Genomic DNA, 18,599 nt, shown 5'->3' with positions numbered 1-18,599 from the left:
CATGACCTCGTCTGCGCCAACGACCCCCTTCGGTGCCATCGCCGTCGCGATGGTGACGCCCTTCACGGGTGACGGAAAGCTGGACGTCGACGCGGGCCAGAAGCTCGCCGCCCACCTCGCCGACCAGGGCGTGGACGGGCTGATCGTCGCGGGAACCACGGGCGAGTCGCCGACCACGCAGCCCGAGGAGAAGCTCGAGTTCCTGCGCGGGATCATCGACGCGGTCGGCGACCGCGTGCAGATCACGGCGGGCTGTGGCACTTACGACACCGCCGAGTCCGTCGTATTCGCGAAGGACGCGGCCGAGGCCGGCGCGCACGGCCTGCTCGTTGTGACGCCCTACTACTCTCGCCCGCCACAGGCGGGGCTGCTCGCGCACTTCACCGCCGTCGCCGACGCCACCGAACTACCGATCCTGCTGTACGACATCCCCCCACGATCCGTGGTGCCAATCGAGACCGAGACCCTGCGCCGCCTCGCCGAGCACCCGCGGATCGTCGCGGTCAAGGACGCCAAGGGCGATCTCAATGCCGGCGCCGACCTGATCTCGTCGACGAGCCTGCAGTTCCTCTCCGGCGACGACCCACTCAACCTTCCGTGGTTGTCGGTGGGCGCCGTCGGCTTCGTCTCGGTGATCGGACACGTCGCCGCGCCACAGCTCGCCGCGCTGCGCGAAGCGTATTTCGCCGGCGATGTGGCTCGCGCTCGCGACATCAACGCCGCGCTCGTCCCGTTGTTCCGCGCCATGGCGCTCGTGGGAGGTGTCACGTTCTCGAAGGCCGCCCTCAGCCTGCAGGGTCTGCAGGTCGGACCGCCCCGGCTGCCGCAGGTCTCCGCGTCGACGGAGCAACTCGATGCGATCGCGGCCCTCATGCAGCGGGCGGGAGTGCTCTCGTGACCTCATCGCGCCGTCCGCGCAAGGCGACCCGCCAGGCAGGTCCGCCCGTGATCCAGACGTCCGCCGCTCGCGAGGTCGTTGAGCAGCAGGAGCCGCCTCGCCCGCCCGCCGAGGCAGCACAGGCGCCCGCCGAAAAGGCCCCGCCCAAGCAGGAGAAGCCGAAGAAGGGCAACAAGCGCGGCGGCCGCGGCCGCGCGCAGCAGCAGCAGAAGCCGGCGCCTGCGCCGCAGCATCGGCTCGGCACCCCGCCCAAGCTGCCCAAGGGCGGCCTACGCGTGGTCGCACTCGGCGGGATCTCGGAGATCGGCCGCAACATGACGGTCTTCGAGTACGACGGCAAGCTGCTCATCGTCGACTGCGGCGTCCTCTTCCCGGAGGACCAACAGCCCGGTGTCGACCTGATCCTCCCGGACTTCCGGCACATCGAGAACCGCATGGACGACGTCGAGGCCATCGTCTTGACGCACGGTCATGAGGACCACATCGGCGCCGTGCCGTTCCTGCTCCGTCTGCGGCCCGACATCCCCGTGATCGGCGCGAAGTTCACGCTTGCGCTGGTCAAGGCCAAGTGCGACGAGCACCGGCTGCGGCCGAAGCTGGTCGAGGTACGCGAGGGCGAGTCCACACAGCACGGGCCGTTCGAGTGCGAGTACTTCGCGGTCAACCACTCGATCCCGGACGCGATCGCCGTCGCCATCCACGCGGGTGGACAGGTCGCGCTGCATACCGGCGATATCAAGCTGGACCAGTTGCCGCTCGACGGTCGCCTCACGGATCTGGCCGGGTTCTCCCGGCTCGGCGACGCCGGCGTCGACCTGTTCCTGGTCGACTCCACCAACGCCGAGGTGCCGGGCTTCGTGACGCCCGAGCGGGATATCGGGCCGGTGCTGGACAACGTGATCGGCCGCGCGAAGGGCCGCGTCATCGTCGCGTCGTTCGCCTCGCACGTGCATCGCATCCAGCAGATCGCAGAGGTCGCGGTCGCGCACAATCGCCGTATCACCTTCGTCGGTCGTTCGATGGTGCGGAACATGGCGCTCGCCCAGGAGCTGGGTTACATGCACCTGCCCGAGGGCGTCGAGGTGGACCTGGACACGGCCGCGTCGCTGCCCGACAACCGCGTCGTGCTCATCTCGACCGGTTCGCAGGGCGAGCCGCTCGCGGCGCTGTCGCGTATGGCGCGCGGTGAGCATCGGCAGATCACGATCTCGCCCGATGACCTCGTGGTGCTCGCCAGTTCGCTCATCCCGGGTAACGAGAACTCTGTGTTCGCCGTCGTCAACGGGCTCGCGAAGCTCGGGGCCAAGGTCATCACGCAGCAGAGCGCGAAGGTCCACGTATCCGGCCATGCGAGCGCAGGCGAGCTCCTCTACCTCTACAACGCGGTGCGGCCGCGCAACGCGATGCCCGTCCACGGCGAGTGGAGGCACCTGCGCGCAAATGCCGCGCTGGCGGTGGCGACGGGGGTCCCGGAGGAACGGGTGATGCTCGCCGAGGACGGCGTGGTCGTGGACCTCGTCGACGGCGTCGCGAAGATCGTCGGGCAGGTGCCGGTGGGCCACGTGTACGTCGACGGCCTGTCCGTGGGCGACGTGGGCGAGTCGACGCTGTCCGATCGGCTCATCCTCGGCGAGGGCGGGTTCATCTCGATCACCGTCGCCGTCGACGGCGAGGGCCGCGCGGTGTCTGCGCCCGAGGTCTCCGGCCGCGGGTTCTCCGACGACCCGTCGGCACTCAAGGAGGCTGCGGCGCTGGTCGAGGAGACGCTTGCGCAACTCTCCGCCGAGGGAGTCAAGGAACCGCACCGGATCGCGCAGGCTGTTCGACGGGCTGTCGGTCGCTGGGTCGCCGGCGCCTATCGCCGCAAGCCGATGATCGTGCCTACCGTCATCGCGGTGGGGGAGTAGCTACCCCGCCTCGATCCGCTGGATCTGGCGCCGCAGCACCTGCCAGTACGCCGCCGTGACGTCGGCGCCGCTGGTGCTGGACGCGGTCGCGGTGATGTAGTCGCCGCGGACCGCGATCGGTGCGAGCGTCGACATCGACGTGTACTTCGCCGAGGTCGAGCGGGTGACCTTCATGCCGTAGCGTGCGAGGTCGGCGGGCACGGCCACCGCGGCGGTGCGCGGCATCTCGGGCCGCGCGGTGGCCGTTGCGGTCGGGGTCGGGGTGGCGGTCGGGTGCGGGGTGTCGGTCAGGCAGGATCTCGTCGCCTCGCCCATCGCGCTGAGGAAGTCGAAGTCGTCGACCATCATCGAGATCGATGTACCGCTGTCGCCCACGCGGATGGCCGACGCCGCAGCCCGGCGGGCCTGCTTCCCGCGGGCGGTGTAGCGGTCGAGCGCGGCCTGGCACTCGGGATGCCCCGGGATCCATGTCTTGTCCGCGAACCCGACGGTGGCGCGGACGTACCGGTACCCGGCGGGCACGTCGGACGGCTGGATGACGACCTTGTTCGGGTCGGGCGGCGCGGGAGCGGCCGCGGCGGGCGTAAGGGGGAGAAGGAGCAGGGCGGTGGCCGTCGCTGCTGCGACGCGCGTCATCCGATGCATGCAGTAACGATAGAACTCTGTGATCTGGATCATCAGTTGTTTTTCCGTACGATGTCCTCCCGCCGCGTGCGCGCAGTCCGGTGCGGATCCCCGGATCACGGATAAGGTCGGTGGGGTGAAGCCCGCACGTATCGAACGCGCCGCCCTCGTCGAGGCCGCGCGCGCGGCCGGCCCCGATGCGCCCACGCTGTGCGGCGAGTGGACGGTCCGCGAACTGCTCGCCCATCTCGTGCTCCGCGAGTCTCGGCTGGACGCCGCGCCCGGAATCCTCCTCAAGCCGCTGGCCGGTTATACGGAGAGGGTGCAGGCGGGCATCGCAGCTCGCTCGTTCGAACGACTGCTGTCCGAGGTTGCATCGGGACCGCCGCGACTGTCGCCGTACCGTTTCTTCGACGAGCAGGCGAACCTCGCCGAGTATTTCGTGCACTGCGAAGACATCCGGCGCGCGAAGTCCGGATGGAGCCCGCGACACCTCGACCCGGGCGTGGAGAAGGGCCTGCGGGCCGCGCTCGCGCGGCTCGCACGCCTCACCCTGCGGGGCGCACCGCTGCGCATCTCACTGACGACGGAGCACGGCACCGTCGTGACGGCGGGCAGAGGCAATCCCGTGACGGTGATAGGTGCGCCCGGCGAGATCACCATGTGGGCGTTCGGACGCGACGACGCCCTGGTCACCTTCGAGGGCCGCGATGCCGACATCGATCTGTTGACCAAGGTCACACGCTCACTCTGAACGTCCGGCTCTCGTTACCTGTGTGGCGATTGAGACAGGTGGGACTGAGCCGATAAGGTGGGGGCCATGGCACCCACGAAGACCACGCGCACGCGCTCGACGTCTGCGCGCTCCTCGGGTTCACGCCCGTCGGGGTCGCGCGCGTCGGGATCCCGTGCCGCCGGCGGCCGTTCCGGGCGACCCGCACCGACGCGTGGCGCCTCGCGCCCCCCTCAGCGCAAGGCTCCTGCCAGGGGAAAGAAGCAGAAGCACGGCCTGGGCCGCGGCGTCGGTCGGGGCGTAGGCGCCACCTGGGGACTGGTGGCTCGCGGCATCGGGGGAGTGGTACGCGGTGGCCGGGGGCACCAGACGGAGGACATCCCGGCGGACCGTCGACGGAGCAGCCGCCACTCGCGCGATGGCATCGCGCTGGCCCTGTATGCGGTCGCGCTGGTCCTGGCCGCGGCGGTCTACTTCGATGCGGGCGGGCCGATCGGCGGCTTCTTCTCGACCGCGGTGCGTGCGCTCGTGGGTTGGTTCGCGGTGGTCGTCCCGGTCCTCTGCATCGTCGTCGGCGTGGTCCTGATGCGCTACCCGGACAATCCGGAGAGCCGGGTACGGCACCGCGTCGGTTCGGCACTGATGATCCTGCCGTTCCTCGGGTTGCTGCACATCCTGTCCGGACGCCCGCGTGCGCTCGCCGGGCGCGAACACGCGGGCGGCTACCTCGGCTACGTCGTGGGCGGGCCGCTGACGGACGGTTTCACCGTCTGGATCTCGGTGCCCCTGCTCGTGCTGGTGATCCTCTTCGGGGCACTACTGTTCAGTGGCCTGACGGTGCGAGAGCTGATCGACCGCGCCAAGTTCTACTTCGGCGTCGACCTGGATGCGCAATACGACGACTACGACGAGTACTACGACGACGAGCAGGCCGAGGCCGAGGATCCGTACCTCTACGACGGCGACCAGCGCCCGCTCACGCCCTACGAGAGCTACCCGCCCGACGAGCCCCCGGCCGAGCCCAAGCGTTCGCGTCGCCGTAGGCCCGCCGCAGACGACACGCCGACCGAGGAGATCACGCCTGAGGCCGACGTGACCGACACGGCCACGAAGCCGATCGCCGCCGAGCCGGAGCTTCCGCCGCCGCCCCGTCGTCGCCCGGCTCCCGTGGTGAAGGACAACACGCCTCCGCCCGCACCGAAGGCCGCAGACTTCACCGTCGCGCGCACCATCGAGGGCGACTACCAGCTACCGCCCGCCGACCTGCTCATCGAGGGCGAGCCGGCCAAGGCCGGGACCTCGGCGAACGATGCGATGATCGAATCCATCACGGGTGTGATGGAGCAGTTCAAGATCGACGCCGCCGTCACCGGCTACACGCGCGGCCCTACGGTCACGCGTTACGAGGTGGAGCTCGGTCCCGGCGTGAAGGTCGAGAAGATCACCCAGCTGCACCGCAACATCGCGTACGCGGTGGCGACGGACAACGTACGCCTGCTCGCGCCGATTCCCGGCAAGTCGGCTGTGGGCATCGAGGTGCCGAACACCGACCGTGAGATGGTGCGCCTCGCGGACGTGCTGTCCGCCAAGAGCACTCGCAAGGATGCGCATCCGCTTGTGATCGGCCTGGGCAAGGACATCGACGGCGACATGCTGTCGGCGAACCTCGCCAAGATGCCGCACCTGCTGGTCGCAGGGTCGACCGGCTCGGGCAAGTCCAGTTTCGTCAACTCGATGCTGGTTTCGCTGCTCGCGCGGGCCACACCCGACGAGGTGCGCATGATCCTGGTCGACCCCAAGATGGTCGAGCTCACGCCGTATGAGGGGATCCCGCACCTCATCACGCCCATCATCACGGACCCCAAGAAGGCGGCAGCCGCGCTCGCCTGGTTGGTCGAGGAGATGGAGCAGCGGTACAAGGACATGCAGGCGTCGCGGGTGCGGCACATCGACGACTTCAACAAGAAGGTGCGTTCGGGCGAGATCACCACGCCGCTCGGCTCGGAGCGGGAGTACCGCCCCTACCCGTACATTCTGGCCGTCGTAGACGAGCTCGCGGACCTGATGATGACCGCGCCACGCGACGTCGAGGAGGCGATCGTCCGCATCACCCAGAAGGCGCGTGCGGCGGGCATCCACCTGGTGCTCGCGACGCAGCGGCCGTCCGTCGATGTGGTTACGGGCCTGATCAAGACGAACGTGCCGTCGCGGCTGGCGTTCGCGACGTCGTCTTTGACGGACTCGCGCGTCATCCTGGACCAGCCCGGGGCGGAGAAGCTGATCGGCATGGGCGACGGCCTGTACCTGCCGATGGGTGGCAAGCCGATCCGCATGCAGGGTGCGTTCATCACCGACGAGGAGATCCACGGGATCGTCGACTTCGTCAAGGAGCAGGCCGAGCCCGACTACACCGACGGCGTCACGGCGTCGAAGGTCGAGAAGAAGGACGTCGATCCCGACATCGGCGACGATCTCGACGTGTTCCTGCAGGCGGTCGAGCTGGTCGTGTCCTCGCAGTTCGGGTCCACCTCGATGTTGCAGCGCAAGCTGCGGGTCGGGTTCGCCAAGGCGGGGCGCCTGATGGACCTCATGGAGACCCGCGACATCGTCGGGCCCTCGGAGGGGTCGAAGGCACGCGACGTCCTGGTGAAGCCCGACGAGCTCGCCGGTCTCATGGCCGTCCTGCGCGGCGGGGGCGAGCCCGATGTCGAGCCGGAGGACGAGCCGGACTTCTGATCGCAAGAGCAAAGGGGCGCGCCGGTGATCGATCACTGTCGCGCCCCCGTTGCACGTCTGTCAGTTGCCTCCGTGGGGTGCGGTCGTGGTCGGCTGACCGCCTCCGCCATGACCGCCGGTGCCGCCGCCACCGTGGCCGCCGCCGGCATGACCGCCCCCACCCTGGCCGCCGCCGTCGTGACCGCCCCCGCCATGGCCGTTGCCTTCGCTGGTTCCGGGCTGGGTCTCACTCGCGGTCGGTGCGTCCGACTCGGTAGGGGTAGCGGAAGTCTCGGTCGGTTCCGCGGTGCCGGCGTCACCGCCGCCTGCGTTACCGCCACCCGGGGTACCGCCGCCTGCGTTGCCGCCGCTCGCGTCCCCGCTGCTACCGCTACCGCCGCCGGCATCGCTGCCTCCAGGCGCCGGGACGGCGGTTCCGCCACCACCACTGGTGCCGCCGGCCGAGGCGCTGGCGGTGGCCGACGTCGTGCTGCTGACGGACGAGTCGGACGACGTCGGTGTCGAGTCGGAGTTCGAGCACGCCGTGGCGCCGACCGCGAGAGCGGCAGCGAGCACGGCGTAGGCGAGGGATCGACGCATCGGGAAATGCCTCCTGTGATCTGCGTAACGAACCACTCGACCGTAACAGCGGATCTCGAGGCTCTGGTAAGGTTGCGGTGCACTCGTGAGGGGAGTATCCCGCTCGGAGCGGTGGCCGTCATCACGGTGGGTCGATACCCGCCCGGCTCCGTTCAACCGCATCGTCGGTGGGGAGAGACCTCCGGAATCTGAACCGGAGGTGTATCGAATGCATGTCTCTACCACCGTGTGGGTGGCCTCGATCCTGGTCGTTCTTGGCCTGTTCGTCTTCGACTTCTTCAGCCACGTGCGCAAACCGCACGAGCCCACGTTCAAGGAGTCGGCGTTCTGGTCGGCCGTCTACATCGGGCTTGCGGTGGTGTTCGGCCTCGGCGTCATGTGGATCTCGGGGCCCCGATACGGCGGCGAGTTCTTCGCCGGTTTCGTCACCGAGAAGGCCCTGTCGGTCGACAACCTCTTCGTGTTCGTCATCATCATGGCGAAGTTCGCGGTGCCCCGGATCTATCAGCAGAAGGTGCTGCTCATCGGCATCGTCCTCGCCCTGGTGATGCGCGGCGCGTTCATAGCGGTGGGTGCCGCGGCGATCTCGGCATGGAGCTGGGTGTTCTACCTGTTCGGCCTGTTCCTGCTGTACACCGCTGTGAAGCTGGTACGCGAGTCCGGTCACGCCGAGGAGGCCGAGGAGGAGCGCGAGTCGCGCGTCGCGGCCTTCGTGAAGAAGATCCTGCCGACGACGGACGAGTACCACGGCGACCGTCTCATCGCCCGCGTGGACGGGCGGCGCGTCGTGACGCCGCTGCTGCTCGCGCTCGTCGTCATCGGGTTCACCGATGTCCTGTTCGCGCTGGACTCCATCCCCGCGATCTACGGCCTGACCTCCGAGGCCTACATCGTCTTCATGACCAACGCGTTCGCGCTCATGGGCCTGCGCCAGCTGTACTTCCTGATCGGCGGCCTGCTCGATCGGTTGGTCTACCTGTCCTATGGGTTGTCGATCATCCTCGGTTTCATCGGGGTGAAGCTGGTTCTGCACGCCCTGCACGAGAACACGCTGCCCTTCATCAACGGAGGCCACCATGTGGCGGTCCCCGATATCTCCACGGGCGTCTCCCTCACCGTGATCGTCGTGGTGCTGGTCGTGACCACGGTGCTGTCGCTGGTGAAATCGCGCGCCGCCGGTAGCGCCTGATCCGGAGACCGGCGACTAGCGGACCCCGACCGCAACGGTCGCCGACCGACCGACATCGCATTCGATCCGTGCGGTCAAGCCCGCCGACCGCATCGCCGCAGCCGTCTCGTCGGCCTGGAGCTCGCTGGTCTCGATCAGCAGCGTGCCGCCTGGGCAGAGCCACTCCGGCGCCTCGGCGACGATGCGGCGGTGCAGGTCGAGCCCGTCGGTTCCGCCGTCGAGGGTGTGTAGTGGCTCGTGGTCCCGTGCCTCGGGCGGCATGAGGGCGATCGCGTCGGTGGGTACGTACGGCGCGTTCGCCGCGATCAGGTCGGTGGTGCCGCGCAGTTCCCGCGGGAGCGGGGCGTAGAGGTCGCCGACGAGGACGATCGCCGCCGGGGCGTTCCGCTCGGCGCAGACTGCGGCAGCAGGATCGATGTCGACGGCGAACAGCCGCCTCGCAGCCAGCATCGATGCTATAGGCGCTGCGCCGCAGCACAATTCGACTGCGGTGTGCGACGCGGCCGCGCGAGCGAGCTCCGCGAGCAGCTCCGTTCGTCGTCGGGGCACGAACACCCCCGGAGCCACCGAGAGCCGGCGGCCGCAGAACTCCACCCATCCGAGGATGGTCTCGAGCGGCTCGCCCGCTACCCGGCGCGCGATCATCGCGTCCAGTTCGGGGCCGGTTCCCGCCTGGCGCAGCAGCGAGGCCTCGTCCTCCGCGAACACACACCCGGCCGCACGCAGTGCGTCGACGACCTGATCCATGCGCCCAGCGTTGCGTCCGCTAGTCCAGCTCGCTGAACGCGCCCATGACCGGCGTCCAGTGCACGATGCGCACGCCCGCGAGCGCGCCGACGGCAGCGAACGGGTCGTCCGTCATGAACGTCTCGGCGGCCCGCTGGTCGCCTGCGCGGATGATGATCAACGCGCCCGTACCGTCGGGGTATGCGCCTGAGCTCAGGACGTCGCCACGATCCACACCGGCGCGCAGCCATTCGCGGTGCGCGGGGCGGTGCTCATCGCGGATAGCGGCCTGATCGGCGGTGTAGGTGTAGTGCACGGCGAAGATCACTGTTCCTCCAATGTGACGAGCATGCGGGTGTTGCCGAGGGTGTTCGGCTTGACGTAGGACAGGTCCAGGAACTCGGCGACGCCCTCGTCGAAGGAGCGGCACATCTCCTCATAGACCTCGTGGGTGACGGGTGTGCCGTCGATCTCGACGAAACCGTGCCGCGCGAAGAAGTGGGTTTCGAAGGTCAGCACGAATACGCGGCTCAGTTCCAGCCACCGCGCCTCGCCGAGCAGCCGCGAGACGATCGCGTGTCCGACGCCGCGGCCGGCGACGGCGGGATCGACGGCGACGGTGCGGATCTCACCGAGGTCCGCCCACATCACGTGCAGCGCACCGCAGCCCACCACGTCGCCGTCCAACTCGGCGACCCAGAACTCCTGTACGGCCTCGTACAGGTTCACCAGATTCTTCTCCAGCAGGATCTTCCCCGCGTAGACGTCGATCAGCCGCTTGATCGCGGGGACGTCGGAGGTGCGCGCGCGCCGCACCGCATCGGGGGAGGTCATGCGCAAACAGTAGTACTCCGCAGAACCATTAGGCTTACCGGCGTGAGTTCATCGGACGACGTGCGCCCAGGCGCTACGCACGTGCCGGTCCTGAACGTGGCGAACGCCTTGACCGTCCTCCGGATCGTCATGGTCCCCGTGTTCCTCGCTGCGCTGTTCGCAGCCGGGGGGCACGACACCGCATGGCGCTGGATCGCTTTCGCGGTTTTCGCAGTGGCGATGCTGACGGACCGGGTCGACGGACAGATCGCACGCCGCTACGGCATGATCACAGAGTTCGGCAAGCTGATGGATCCCATCGCGGACAAGGCGCTCACGGGCGCTGCGTTGATCGGGCTCTCCGTGCTGGGCGACCTGTGGTGGTGGGTCACGGTCGTGATCCTGGTGCGGGAGATAGGCATCACGCTGATGCGGGTCGTCGTGATCGCGGAGGGGGTGATCCCGGCGAGCCGGGGCGGCAAGCTCAAGACGCTGCTCCAGGGCATCGCCATCGGGCTCTACGTGATGCCGCTCCCCGCGATCTGCGACTGGCCGCGTTCCGTCGTCATGGGCGCCGCACTGGTGATCACGGTGCTCACTGGAGTCGACTACGTGCTGAGCCTACGTAGGGGCGAGCGTGCCTGATCCGGCGCAAGTGGTCGCGGAGCTGCGCGATCGGGGCCAGACGGTCGCGACGGCCGAATCGCTCACGGCAGGCCTGCTGGCTGCGACGATCGCGGACGTACCGGGTGCGTCGACCGCTCTGCGCGGGGGACTGATCACCTACGCGACCGACCTCAAGGCGAGCCTCGCCGGGGTACCCGAGGAGCTGTTGGCGCGGTGCGGGCCTGTGCATCCGGACACGGCGCTGGCCCTCGCGGAAGGCGCCCGCAGCCGGTGTGGCGCCGACTGGGGTGTTTCGCTCACCGGCGTCGCCGGCCCGGCCGAGCAGGATGGAGTCGCGGTCGGCACCGTCTACTGCGGGGTGGCGGGTCCCGGAGGTGTGCATGTGGCCCGCTGGACCCTCGACGGTGACCGTGCGCGGATCCGGCGCGGCGCGGTCGACGGCGCACTCGGGGAACTTCTGCGCGCCGTACGACGTTTCACATCTTGAACCGTGGGCCACGCGACCCACGAGTAGTCCCGTGAGGAGGTAGGGCAGTGGCAGTACTGCTACGCCAGGCGATCGGCGAGAGCCTGCGCAGGACCCGGGTCGGGCAGAGCCGGACCCTGCGCGACGTCTCGTCGACGGCGCAGGTGAGCCTCGGATACCTGTCCGAGGTCGAGCGCGGCCAGAAGGAAGCATCCAGCGAACTGCTGGCGGCCATATGCGGCGCACTCGATGTGGAGGTCGCCGAGGTGGTGGCCCAGGCGAGTTCGTCCATGCGTGGGCCCATCCCCAAGGTGGTCATCCCGGCGCCGCCGGCGTTCGCGGCGGCCTGACCCCTAGGGGTGCCGGTCCCGCGAGTGGATACACCCTGGGACCGGGGCGCCGGACCCGATAGATTGGTGACCAGCACGTCGGCCCGGCACGCGCGGGCCGTTCACGAGAAGGTGGGAGTAGTCCATGGCCAATCCATTCGTCAAGGGATGGAAGTACCTGATGGCGCTGTTCAACGCCAAGATCGACGAGAACGCGGATCCCAAGGTGCAGATCCAGCAGGCGATCGAGGACGCGCAGCGGCAGCATCAGGCCCTCTCGCAGCAGGCCGCAGCCGTGATCGGCAACCAGCGGCAGCTGGAGATGAAGCTCAACCGGCAGCTCGCCGAGGTCGAGAAGCTTTCTGCGAACACCCGGCAGGCCGTGCAGCTCGCGGACCAGGCCACCGCCGCGGGTGACACCGCGAAGGCGACCGAGTACACGAACGCCGCGGAGGCGTTCGCCGCCCAGCTGGTCACGGCCGAGCAGAACGTCGAGGACATGAAGGGGCTGCACGACCAGTCCCTTCAGGCCGCGGCGCAGGCCAAGCGCGCCGTCGAGCAGAACGCCATGCAGCTGCAGCAGAAGCTCGCCGAGCGCACCAAGCTGCTGAGCCAGCTCGAACAGGCCAAGATGCAGGAGCAGGTCTCGGCGTCGCTGAACCAGATGGGCGAGCTGTCCGCCCCGGGGAACACCCCCAATCTCGACGAGGTGCGCGACAAGATCGAGCGTCGCTATGCGAACGCACTCGGTTCCACCGAGCTGGCGCAGAACTCCGTGCAGGGCCGCATGGCCGAGGTGCAGCAGGCGTCGGTGCAGATGGCGGGCCATTCGCGCCTCGAGCAGATCCGTGCGTCGATGCGTGCCGGCGGTGAGATCACCAGCGGCCAGTCGGCTCCCGCAACTGGAACTCCGAACGTCGACGTCGCGAAGCCCAACCCCGGTCAGCCGAACGCCAACGGCTAGGACCGATGATGCACGGCGAATGGGGCCGCCACCGCGAGACGATGTCCGCGGTCGCGGCCTCAGCTGCACAGGTCGCGGGCCGCGCCATGGAGAGCGCCGCCTCGGCTGTGGAAGCCGCCAATCGCAAGCTCGATGACGCGCGCGACAAGCAGGCTCGACGCCGGGATCCGAAGGCTGTGCACCTGCGCTCCCTCGAGGGCGCCCGGCGGAACACAGTCGGCTGGGTGTCGTCCGCCGGCACCACCGCAGCCGTGTCCGCCGCCGGCTTCGTGGCGGCCGCCCCCGAGGTCGGGCTGGGATTCACCGGCGTCACCGCCGTGCTCGTGGTCCCCGCTGTCGTCGCCGGCCGCAGACTGCGTGAGCTGCGCCGCAAGCCGGTCCCACCCCGTGGTTACGCTCGTCGGCAGTTGCCGCGCCCGACGTCCGCCACGTATGGGCGGATCAAGCGCCTCGTCGACGCCGAACAGGAGTTCCTGGCGCTCGTCGCGGTCCTTGCCCGGGCGCACGCGCTGCCGCCGGCGGTGGTGACCGAACTCGATGACGACGCCGACGAGTCCGCCGCTGCGATCGTGGGCTATGCCCAGCAACTGCAGGACCTCGAGGCCGTCACCGGGCGCTCGCGCGACCCCGTGTTGCGTCGCTGCGTCGATGACGGACTGAGTCGCCTCGACGAGGGCGTCGCCGCCTATCAGGACATGGTCCGCTCCGCTGCCGCCACGGTCGCCGCCGCGCACGGCTCTGCGATCGCGCGCCCGGGTGCGGGTTACGACGAGCTGGGACGCGCCACACCGCGGCTGCGGGACAGCGCCGAGCGTTTGCAGGCTTGGGCGGAGGGAATCGCCGCGCTTCCGGCCGTCCCCGATCCGCGGGTCTGGTGAGGCTCGGGGGATCCCCTGATCTTTCCCTGAAACCCCAGGTGAGGACGTGACTTCTCGGTCCGAGCGCGTGCACGATGGACTCGTCACTCCAGCGAAAGGTACACACGAAATGTTCTGGAAGATCCTCGCAGCGATCGTCGTCATCTGGCTTGCCCTCATGATTCTCGGCGCGATCATCCACCACCTGATCCCGCTCCTCGTTCTGGGGCTGATCGTGGTCGGTATCGTCTCGGTGGTCCGTTGGTTCTCCTCGGCGGACAAGTCCAAGACGTCCGTCTAGCCGGCACACCCGCCGGCCGATAGGAGGGCCCGTGCGGGTAGCCCTAGTCGCCGGTTCGGAGGCCGGGCACGCGTTACCCGCCCTCGCGCTCGCCACGGCCCTCGTCGCAGCCGGTGCGCACCCGACGGTGTTCACCGGCGGGCGGTGGGTGGCCACGGGGAGGGAACGCGGGATCGATACCCGTGAGTTGCCCGGTCTCGCGCCCCGCCCGGGGGACGACGATGCAGACGCCGGTCTGAAGATCCACGCACGCGCCGCGCACATCGCTGCGCGCCTGGTTCCGCTCATCACGGAGCTCGCGCCGGACCTGGTGGTCGCGGACATCCTGACCCCTGGGGGCGGCATGGCCGCCGAGCTGGTCGGCGCCCCCTGGATAGAGCTCTCCCCGCACCCTCTCTACCGGCCTTCGCGCGGCCTCCCGCCTATAGGGTCGGGCCTGGCCCCCGGCGTCAACCTCCGGGGCCGGCTGCGCGATGGGATTCTCAGGGCTTTCACCGCCCGCGACATCCGGGTGGGCGCGCGACAGCGGGAGCGCGCCCGTAGCGTCGTCGGCCTGCCGCCGCGTGAGCCCGGTCCCGACGCGCGCATGATCGCAACCATCCCCGCTCTCGAAGTGCCGCGCCCGGACTGGCCGAGACGCTGCCACCTCGTAGGCCCTCTCACGCTCGAACCCACCGACGCCGAGATCGCCGTGCCGCGGGGAGACGGCCCGCTCGTCATGGTCGCGCCGTCGACCGCCGCGACCGGCACTGCCGGTCTCGCGGAGCTCGCCGCGGAAGCGCTGGCACCCGGGGTGTTCGGGCAGCGCGTCCGCGTCGCCGTCTCGTCCCTCACCCCGCCCTCCCTCGAGGGCGACTGGCTCACAAGCGGATTCGGCAGGCAGGATCATCTCGTGGCGCGAGCGGACGCGGTCGTCTGCGGCGGCGGGCACGGCATGCTCACCAAGGCGCTCACGGCGGGGCGGCCGGTCGTGACCGTACCGGGCGGCGGCGACCAGTGGGAGCTCGCCAACCGCGTGGTGCGGCAGGGGAGCGGCGTCTGCGTCCGTCCCGCGACCGCGGAATCGTTGCGGGCGGCCGTTCGGGAGGTGCTCACGGATCCCGCGCATCGGCGCGCCGCGGAGAAGGCCGCCGCGACGGCCGGCCGCGTCGCCGACCCCGTCGCCGTCTGTCGGACGGTGGTGCGCGGCACCTGACCGCCGTCGGTAGCCTGTGCGGCGTGCGTCTGACCGAGTTCCGAGAGCTTCTGCACACCGAGTTCGGCGCTGGGCGCGCCGACGCCCTGATGCGCGATCACCGGCTGGGCGAGTTGGACGGCGTCACGGGCGACGCCGCCATCGAGGCCGGCGTCGACCCGAAGGACGTGTGGCGCGCGCTCTGCCGCGAGTTCGACGTGCCACGCGAACGCTGGTAGCGGGGCCCGGCTCTCGGCCGCGGTCAGTGCGTGATCGGCCCGGGAGACCACAGACCCGATCGGGTCGCGGTGCCGAAGGACACCTGGGCCGGCTGCGTCCGCACGTAGGGGACGTATCGCTCGAGCGCGCCCCACTCGCGGGCCCAGTCGCCGTCGAGGTAGGTCGCGACCGTCTGGGGCTGTGCCAACATGAGCGCCCAGCCCAGCGGTCCGCCCGCGCTACCGCCCTCCCAGGTGGTGGTCGCGGCGACCGCGAGATCGCGTTCCGGCTGGATACGCCACGACGGCTGCTCGGCGATACCGCCGAACTCCCGCCACTGCCGCTGGCACGGGAACGCTATGGCGGCGCCCCAGTCGACCAGCACCGGATCGTTTCCGACCAGCTTCTGCAGGGTCTCCAGGTGCGGTACGCGTGGCGGCGTGTACGCGATCCAGTTGCGGTCCGACGGATCGGTCACCGTCGCCCGGATCCGCACTGCGGTGGCCTTCGCGGGCACCATCGAGCGCGGCACACGCAGGTTCCGCCACGCGGGCGCGGGCCCGATGTCGAGCGGCGTCGCGGACCCGATGGGGCGGAACCCCGTCCCATCGGTGGTGCCGAACTCGACCGTGAGCCCGCCGGAGTCGAAGCGTCCGGCCGCGCTGACGACGAGCAGCGGAGCGCCCCCGAGGCCGGCCGCGGGCAGCCGGTACCAGCCCGACACCGCCCTCGCGATGTGCTGGACGCCGCTCTGCTGGCTGCCGAGGACCGGCGTCCGCGCGGGATCCAGTCCGAAGGGCAGTGCCGCGTGGCTGCCGTTGACACCCGCCGACGTCTCAACGCCGCCGCCCGTGCCGCCGGTGTTCGCGGCGGTACGTGACGCGTCACCGGTCTGCACGACGTCCGCTGCGTCGGATTTCGTCGCCGTGAGATCCGAGGCGAGGCCGTCGGGAGTGAAGTTCTCGTTCTGCGCTGCCGCGAGGGCCGTCGCGGCGGGCCCGGATGCGGGCGTCAGCATCCCGGCGTTCGCGTCGGGCTCGGTGAGCACACCGTCCGCCTGTCCGCAGCTGTGCCCAGCGAGAGAGCGCAGGTTCTGCAGCCCGTACGAGTACGCCGGGTACTGATTCAGGATCGACACGGTGTTGGATGCCCCGATCAGTGCCACCACCAGCACGGTCGCGAGTGTGAGCGGCGCGGCGAGCGGCCAGGAGAGGACGCGGTCCGTGACGCGGTCGACGCGCTCCGGCAGCGCCCGGCCCGCGTCGCCGCGTACGAGCAGCACCACTGCCCACACGGTGCAGAGAAGAGCCAGGAGGGCGAACAGCGAGCCGAGCGAGATCCCGGCCACGACCGGAGCCACGCCGCCCCACGGGATCCCGTAGTTGCCGGGGTAGAACCAACCGTTGGTGGATTCGAAGCACAGCGCGAGCACCGCGAAGAGCGCCGCAAGGAATGCCACGCGATAGCGGGCCGTCCGGATCACCTGGGGGCCCACCGCGACGACCGCGATGGCCGCGGCCATCGCCGCGAAGCCCGCGAACGCGCCGAAGTGGTGGGTCCACTTGGTGGGGTTGAACATCATCAGCAGCAGCGAGACCACGATGACCGCCACGACGCGCCTTGCGGGTCCGGCCGCGATGCCGGGGATGCGTCGCTTACGGACCAGGACGACGATGACTGCGAGCGTGCACGCGAACATCGCGAACATCGAGAACCGGCGCGCGATCGAGCCGTTCGGATTCGCCTGCAACAGTGCGTCGTACCGCTGGATCTCCTTGAACCACGGCTCGGACGGGCCGACCTGTGACAGCAGGTGCGTCGACTCGAGCATCTCGCGCAGTGAGTGGTCTCCGAAGATGAGGAAGAGCACCGCGCAGGCCGCGGCGAGTAGCGGTGCGAGTTCGGCTGTGTAGCCGAACATCCGCGACCCGCGCGTCGCGCCCGAGACCGCCCGCACGCGCGCTACCAGCACCGTCCACAGCGGCCTCGCCGCGACCACGAAGACGGCGAACGCGAAACTGCCAGTGGGCGCCGCCGAGAGGGTGAGCCCTGCTACCACCAGTCCGACGGCCGCCGGCGCGAGCCGACGCGTGGCGATCGATCGCTCGACGCAGCACCACGTGAGCACCGTGCCGAACGCGACGATGGGCTCGGGGCGTAGGCCAGGGTTGTAGGTGAGCCAGAAGACGAGGAAGACGGCGGCCGCTGCCCATAACGCGCGATGGTACGCAGCGGGTGATCTCCGCTTCGCGAGCCCGAGACGTGGGATCACCTCGCGTGACAGGAGGAGCCAGGTGGCGATCGCGGCGAGCAGTGTGGGCAGCCGCAGCCACGGGCTGGACAGCGAGAGCTCCGCCATCCAGGAGATCAGGTAATAGGGCATGCCGAACGGGGCGTACGGCGCGTCGTAATAGCGGAACACCTCCGGCATGTAGCCGGAGTGCAGGGCGGCCTTCGCCATCCCGAGGATGTAGCCGTCGTCCGACGTGGGCGCGCCGACGATGTGCCAGATCAACAGGGCACCGACGACGACCGTGTCCTTGAGGTCTACACGCAGCCAGTGCGCCGGGATCATCCGGCGCGCCCGCCGACCGTCCCTTCGATCGAGGACTGCGAGAGCCACGATCGAGGCGATTGCCGTCAGCACGCCGACGATCATCGCCAGGCCTTTCAGCAGGGACGGTGTCGTCGAGTACCGGGAGTCGACCGCCACGTGCGCGTGCAGCCCGGCGGGCGCGGTTCCGCCGGTCGCCAGGTCGGAGAACAGACCGACGAGCTGCGGCCGGTGGTCCTTGCCTCCGGCGAGGGTGCCGGACCCGTCGTCGATCCCTGAGAACGACGCGGTCACCCTGTCGGCCGTTGCGGAGAGCTTCAGCTCGCCGCACCGCGTGAGCTCGTCGCGCGGGATGGAGGCGACGAGGTCTCCGCGGGTGCGCACTGTGGCTGCCTGCGCGTCTACCGTGACGAACAGGCCCGACGTCCGCGCGGTGTCTCCGGCCGCCGCCGGGGCTGTGGACAACACGACCGTCTCACGACCCGGGGGTGCCGACGCGAGCACGGAGCACGGCACCGTCGCCTCGATGTCCAGAGGCCGATACTGGACGAGCGGCGAGCCGACGGGCGCGAATGTCCCGCCCTGCGGCCAGTCGAACGCCACCGTCGTCTGCGTGACGGGTAGCAACGGTGTGAGCACGGCGAGGATCAGCCCCGCCAGCCCGGCGACGACCGCGACGATCCGTGCTATCCCGCCCCGGGGCGGGGCCGCGCTGCTGCTCATGTCGAGCAGGGTAACGACCGGCGCCGGCAACCACGCCGAGGACACGGCGGTCTACGACACGACGTCGTCCCGTCGCATGTGGGCGCCGTCACCGAGGAGCTATGCTGTGACCACCGACATAACTGAAGTCTCCGCCCGCCACCCCTGGGCCGGTGACACGACGAGAAAGCCAGGTGGTTT

19 protein-coding genes are annotated in these 18,599 nt (G+C 69.8%); 13 read left to right on the top strand and 6 right to left on the bottom strand.

Going from position 1 to position 18,599, the window contains the following annotated elements; translation table 11 throughout:
* Position 1: 1 nt before the first annotated feature.
* Together dapA and P0W64_RS11985 are read left to right on the top strand one after the other, a co-directional pair.
* Positions 2 to 898 carry a 4-hydroxy-tetrahydrodipicolinate synthase gene (gene dapA / locus P0W64_RS11990; protein ID WP_275480352.1) on the top strand — a complete coding sequence of 299 codons (897 nt, stop codon included), beginning with the start codon at positions 2 to 4 and terminating at the stop codon, positions 896 to 898.
* Positions 895 to 2,805, top strand: coding sequence for a ribonuclease J (locus tag P0W64_RS11985; RefSeq protein WP_275480351.1), 1,911 nt, complete (start codon positions 895 to 897; stop codon positions 2,803 to 2,805). Before dapA ends, P0W64_RS11985 begins: the two co-directional genes overlap by 4 nt.
* Here the strand turns inward: P0W64_RS11985 and P0W64_RS11980 are convergent, their stop codons facing one another.
* A complete protein-coding gene (locus P0W64_RS11980; protein WP_275480350.1) occupies positions 2,806 to 3,450 on the bottom strand; it encodes a hypothetical protein in 645 nt (214 codons plus the stop codon).
* Positions 3,451 to 3,565: 115 nt separating this feature from the next.
* Between P0W64_RS11980 and P0W64_RS11975 the strand changes: the two genes are divergently transcribed.
* Together P0W64_RS11975 and P0W64_RS11970 are read left to right on the top strand one after the other, a co-directional pair.
* Positions 3,566 to 4,183: a TIGR03085 family metal-binding protein gene (locus P0W64_RS11975; RefSeq protein WP_275480349.1), complete on the top strand. Its 618-nt coding sequence runs from the start codon at positions 3,566 to 3,568 to the stop codon at positions 4,181 to 4,183.
* 66 nt (positions 4,184 to 4,249) lie between these two features.
* On the top strand, positions 4,250 to 6,898 hold the full coding sequence (locus tag P0W64_RS11970) for a DNA translocase FtsK (protein WP_275480348.1): 2,649 nt from the start codon (positions 4,250 to 4,252) through the stop codon (positions 6,896 to 6,898).
* Positions 6,899 to 6,958: 60 nt separating this feature from the next.
* Here the strand turns inward: P0W64_RS11970 and P0W64_RS11965 are convergent, their stop codons facing one another.
* Entirely contained in the window at positions 6,959 to 7,477 is a 519-nt protein-coding gene (locus P0W64_RS11965; protein WP_275480347.1) for a hypothetical protein, read from the bottom strand.
* Positions 7,478 to 7,685: 208 nt separating this feature from the next.
* On the opposite strand from P0W64_RS11965, the gene P0W64_RS11960 reads away from it, so the two are divergent.
* Positions 7,686 to 8,666, top strand: a complete 981-nt coding sequence (locus P0W64_RS11960) for a TerC/Alx family metal homeostasis membrane protein (RefSeq protein WP_275480346.1) — start codon at positions 7,686 to 7,688, stop codon at positions 8,664 to 8,666.
* A 15-nt stretch (positions 8,667 to 8,681) separates the two neighbouring features.
* On the opposite strand, the gene P0W64_RS11955 is transcribed toward P0W64_RS11960, so the two are convergent.
* From P0W64_RS11955 to P0W64_RS11945, 3 genes are read right to left on the bottom strand one after another with little or no spacing between them, the layout of a single operon-like run.
* A complete protein-coding gene (locus tag P0W64_RS11955) occupies positions 8,682 to 9,413 on the bottom strand; it encodes a putative protein N(5)-glutamine methyltransferase (protein ID WP_275480345.1) in 732 nt (243 codons plus the stop codon).
* 19 nt (positions 9,414 to 9,432) lie between these two features.
* Positions 9,433 to 9,720, bottom strand: a complete 288-nt coding sequence (locus P0W64_RS11950) for a YciI family protein (protein ID WP_275480344.1) — start codon at positions 9,718 to 9,720, stop codon at positions 9,433 to 9,435.
* The gene (locus P0W64_RS11945) at positions 9,717 to 10,226 is read right to left on the bottom strand and encodes an amino-acid N-acetyltransferase (RefSeq protein WP_275480343.1); all 510 of its coding nucleotides are present in this window, start codon (positions 10,224 to 10,226) and stop codon (positions 9,717 to 9,719) included. Before P0W64_RS11945 ends, P0W64_RS11950 begins: the two co-directional genes overlap by 4 nt.
* A 42-nt stretch (positions 10,227 to 10,268) precedes the next feature.
* Here P0W64_RS11945 and pgsA point away from each other — a divergent pair, with 42 nt between their 5' ends.
* The 8 genes from pgsA to P0W64_RS11905 all read left to right on the top strand — a co-directional run bounded on the left by pgsA (position 10,269) and on the right by P0W64_RS11905 (position 15,162).
* On the top strand, positions 10,269 to 10,850 hold the full coding sequence (gene pgsA / locus P0W64_RS11940; protein ID WP_275480342.1) for a CDP-diacylglycerol--glycerol-3-phosphate 3-phosphatidyltransferase: 582 nt from the start codon (positions 10,269 to 10,271) through the stop codon (positions 10,848 to 10,850).
* Entirely contained in the window at positions 10,843 to 11,319 is a 477-nt protein-coding gene (locus tag P0W64_RS11935; RefSeq protein WP_275480341.1) for a CinA family protein, read from the top strand. Before pgsA ends, P0W64_RS11935 begins: the two co-directional genes overlap by 8 nt.
* Before the next feature lie 47 nt (positions 11,320 to 11,366).
* Positions 11,367 to 11,648, top strand: a complete 282-nt coding sequence (locus P0W64_RS11930) for a helix-turn-helix transcriptional regulator (RefSeq protein WP_275480340.1) — start codon at positions 11,367 to 11,369, stop codon at positions 11,646 to 11,648.
* A 124-nt stretch (positions 11,649 to 11,772) separates the two neighbouring features.
* Entirely contained in the window at positions 11,773 to 12,591 is an 819-nt protein-coding gene (locus P0W64_RS11925; protein WP_275480339.1) for a PspA/IM30 family protein, read from the top strand.
* Between the two features lie 5 nt (positions 12,592 to 12,596).
* Positions 12,597 to 13,469 carry a hypothetical protein gene (locus P0W64_RS11920; RefSeq protein ID WP_275480338.1) on the top strand — a complete coding sequence of 291 codons (873 nt, stop codon included), beginning with the start codon at positions 12,597 to 12,599 and terminating at the stop codon, positions 13,467 to 13,469.
* 109 nt (positions 13,470 to 13,578) lie between these two features.
* Entirely contained in the window at positions 13,579 to 13,749 is a 171-nt protein-coding gene (locus P0W64_RS11915) for a hypothetical protein (protein ID WP_275480337.1), read from the top strand.
* A gap of 31 nt (positions 13,750 to 13,780) precedes the next feature.
* Positions 13,781 to 14,944 carry a nucleotide disphospho-sugar-binding domain-containing protein gene (locus P0W64_RS11910; RefSeq protein ID WP_275480336.1) on the top strand — a complete coding sequence of 388 codons (1,164 nt, stop codon included), beginning with the start codon at positions 13,781 to 13,783 and terminating at the stop codon, positions 14,942 to 14,944.
* A 23-nt stretch (positions 14,945 to 14,967) separates the two neighbouring features.
* Complete coding sequence (locus P0W64_RS11905; protein ID WP_275480335.1) at positions 14,968 to 15,162, top strand: DUF3046 domain-containing protein; 195 nt, start codon at positions 14,968 to 14,970, stop codon at positions 15,160 to 15,162.
* A 23-nt stretch (positions 15,163 to 15,185) separates the two neighbouring features.
* Here P0W64_RS11905 and P0W64_RS11900 read toward each other — a convergent pair whose 3' ends face one another.
* Complete coding sequence (locus tag P0W64_RS11900) at positions 15,186 to 18,419, bottom strand: arabinosyltransferase domain-containing protein (protein ID WP_275480334.1); 3,234 nt, start codon at positions 18,417 to 18,419, stop codon at positions 15,186 to 15,188.
* Positions 18,420 to 18,599 lie beyond the last annotated feature (180 nt).

This window comes from Tsukamurella sp. 8F, assembly GCF_029167375.1.
Lineage (GTDB): Bacteria > Actinomycetota > Actinomycetes > Mycobacteriales > Mycobacteriaceae > Tsukamurella.
Note: the sequence above shows the minus strand (reverse complement) of the source record. Positions and strands in the feature narration are given on the sequence as shown.

What these genes read in the sequence shown, in the direction of transcription:
- P0W64_RS11970 (WP_275480348.1), top strand. Translation starts at nt 4,250, where the DNA reads ATGGCACCCACGAAGACCACGCGCACGCGCTCGACGTCTGCGCGCTCC.
- P0W64_RS11920 (WP_275480338.1), top strand. Translation starts at nt 12,597, where the DNA reads ATGATGCACGGCGAATGGGGCCGCCACCGCGAGACGATGTCCGCGGTC.
- P0W64_RS11915 (WP_275480337.1), top strand. Translation starts at nt 13,579, where the DNA reads ATGTTCTGGAAGATCCTCGCAGCGATCGTCGTCATCTGGCTTGCCCTC.
- P0W64_RS11980 (WP_275480350.1), bottom strand. Translation starts at nt 3,450, where the DNA reads ATGCATCGGATGACGCGCGTCGCAGCAGCGACGGCCACCGCCCTGCTC.
- P0W64_RS11960 (WP_275480346.1), top strand. Translation starts at nt 7,686, where the DNA reads ATGCATGTCTCTACCACCGTGTGGGTGGCCTCGATCCTGGTCGTTCTT.
- P0W64_RS11925 (WP_275480339.1), top strand. Translation starts at nt 11,773, where the DNA reads ATGGCCAATCCATTCGTCAAGGGATGGAAGTACCTGATGGCGCTGTTC.
- dapA (WP_275480352.1), top strand. Translation starts at nt 2, where the DNA reads ATGACCTCGTCTGCGCCAACGACCCCCTTCGGTGCCATCGCCGTCGCG.
- P0W64_RS11900 (WP_275480334.1), bottom strand. Translation starts at nt 18,419, where the DNA reads ATGAGCAGCAGCGCGGCCCCGCCCCGGGGCGGGATAGCACGGATCGTC.
- P0W64_RS11965 (WP_275480347.1), bottom strand. Translation starts at nt 7,477, where the DNA reads ATGCGTCGATCCCTCGCCTACGCCGTGCTCGCTGCCGCTCTCGCGGTC.
- P0W64_RS11955 (WP_275480345.1), bottom strand. Translation starts at nt 9,413, where the DNA reads ATGGATCAGGTCGTCGACGCACTGCGTGCGGCCGGGTGTGTGTTCGCG.
- P0W64_RS11945 (WP_275480343.1), bottom strand. Translation starts at nt 10,226, where the DNA reads ATGACCTCCCCCGATGCGGTGCGGCGCGCGCGCACCTCCGACGTCCCC.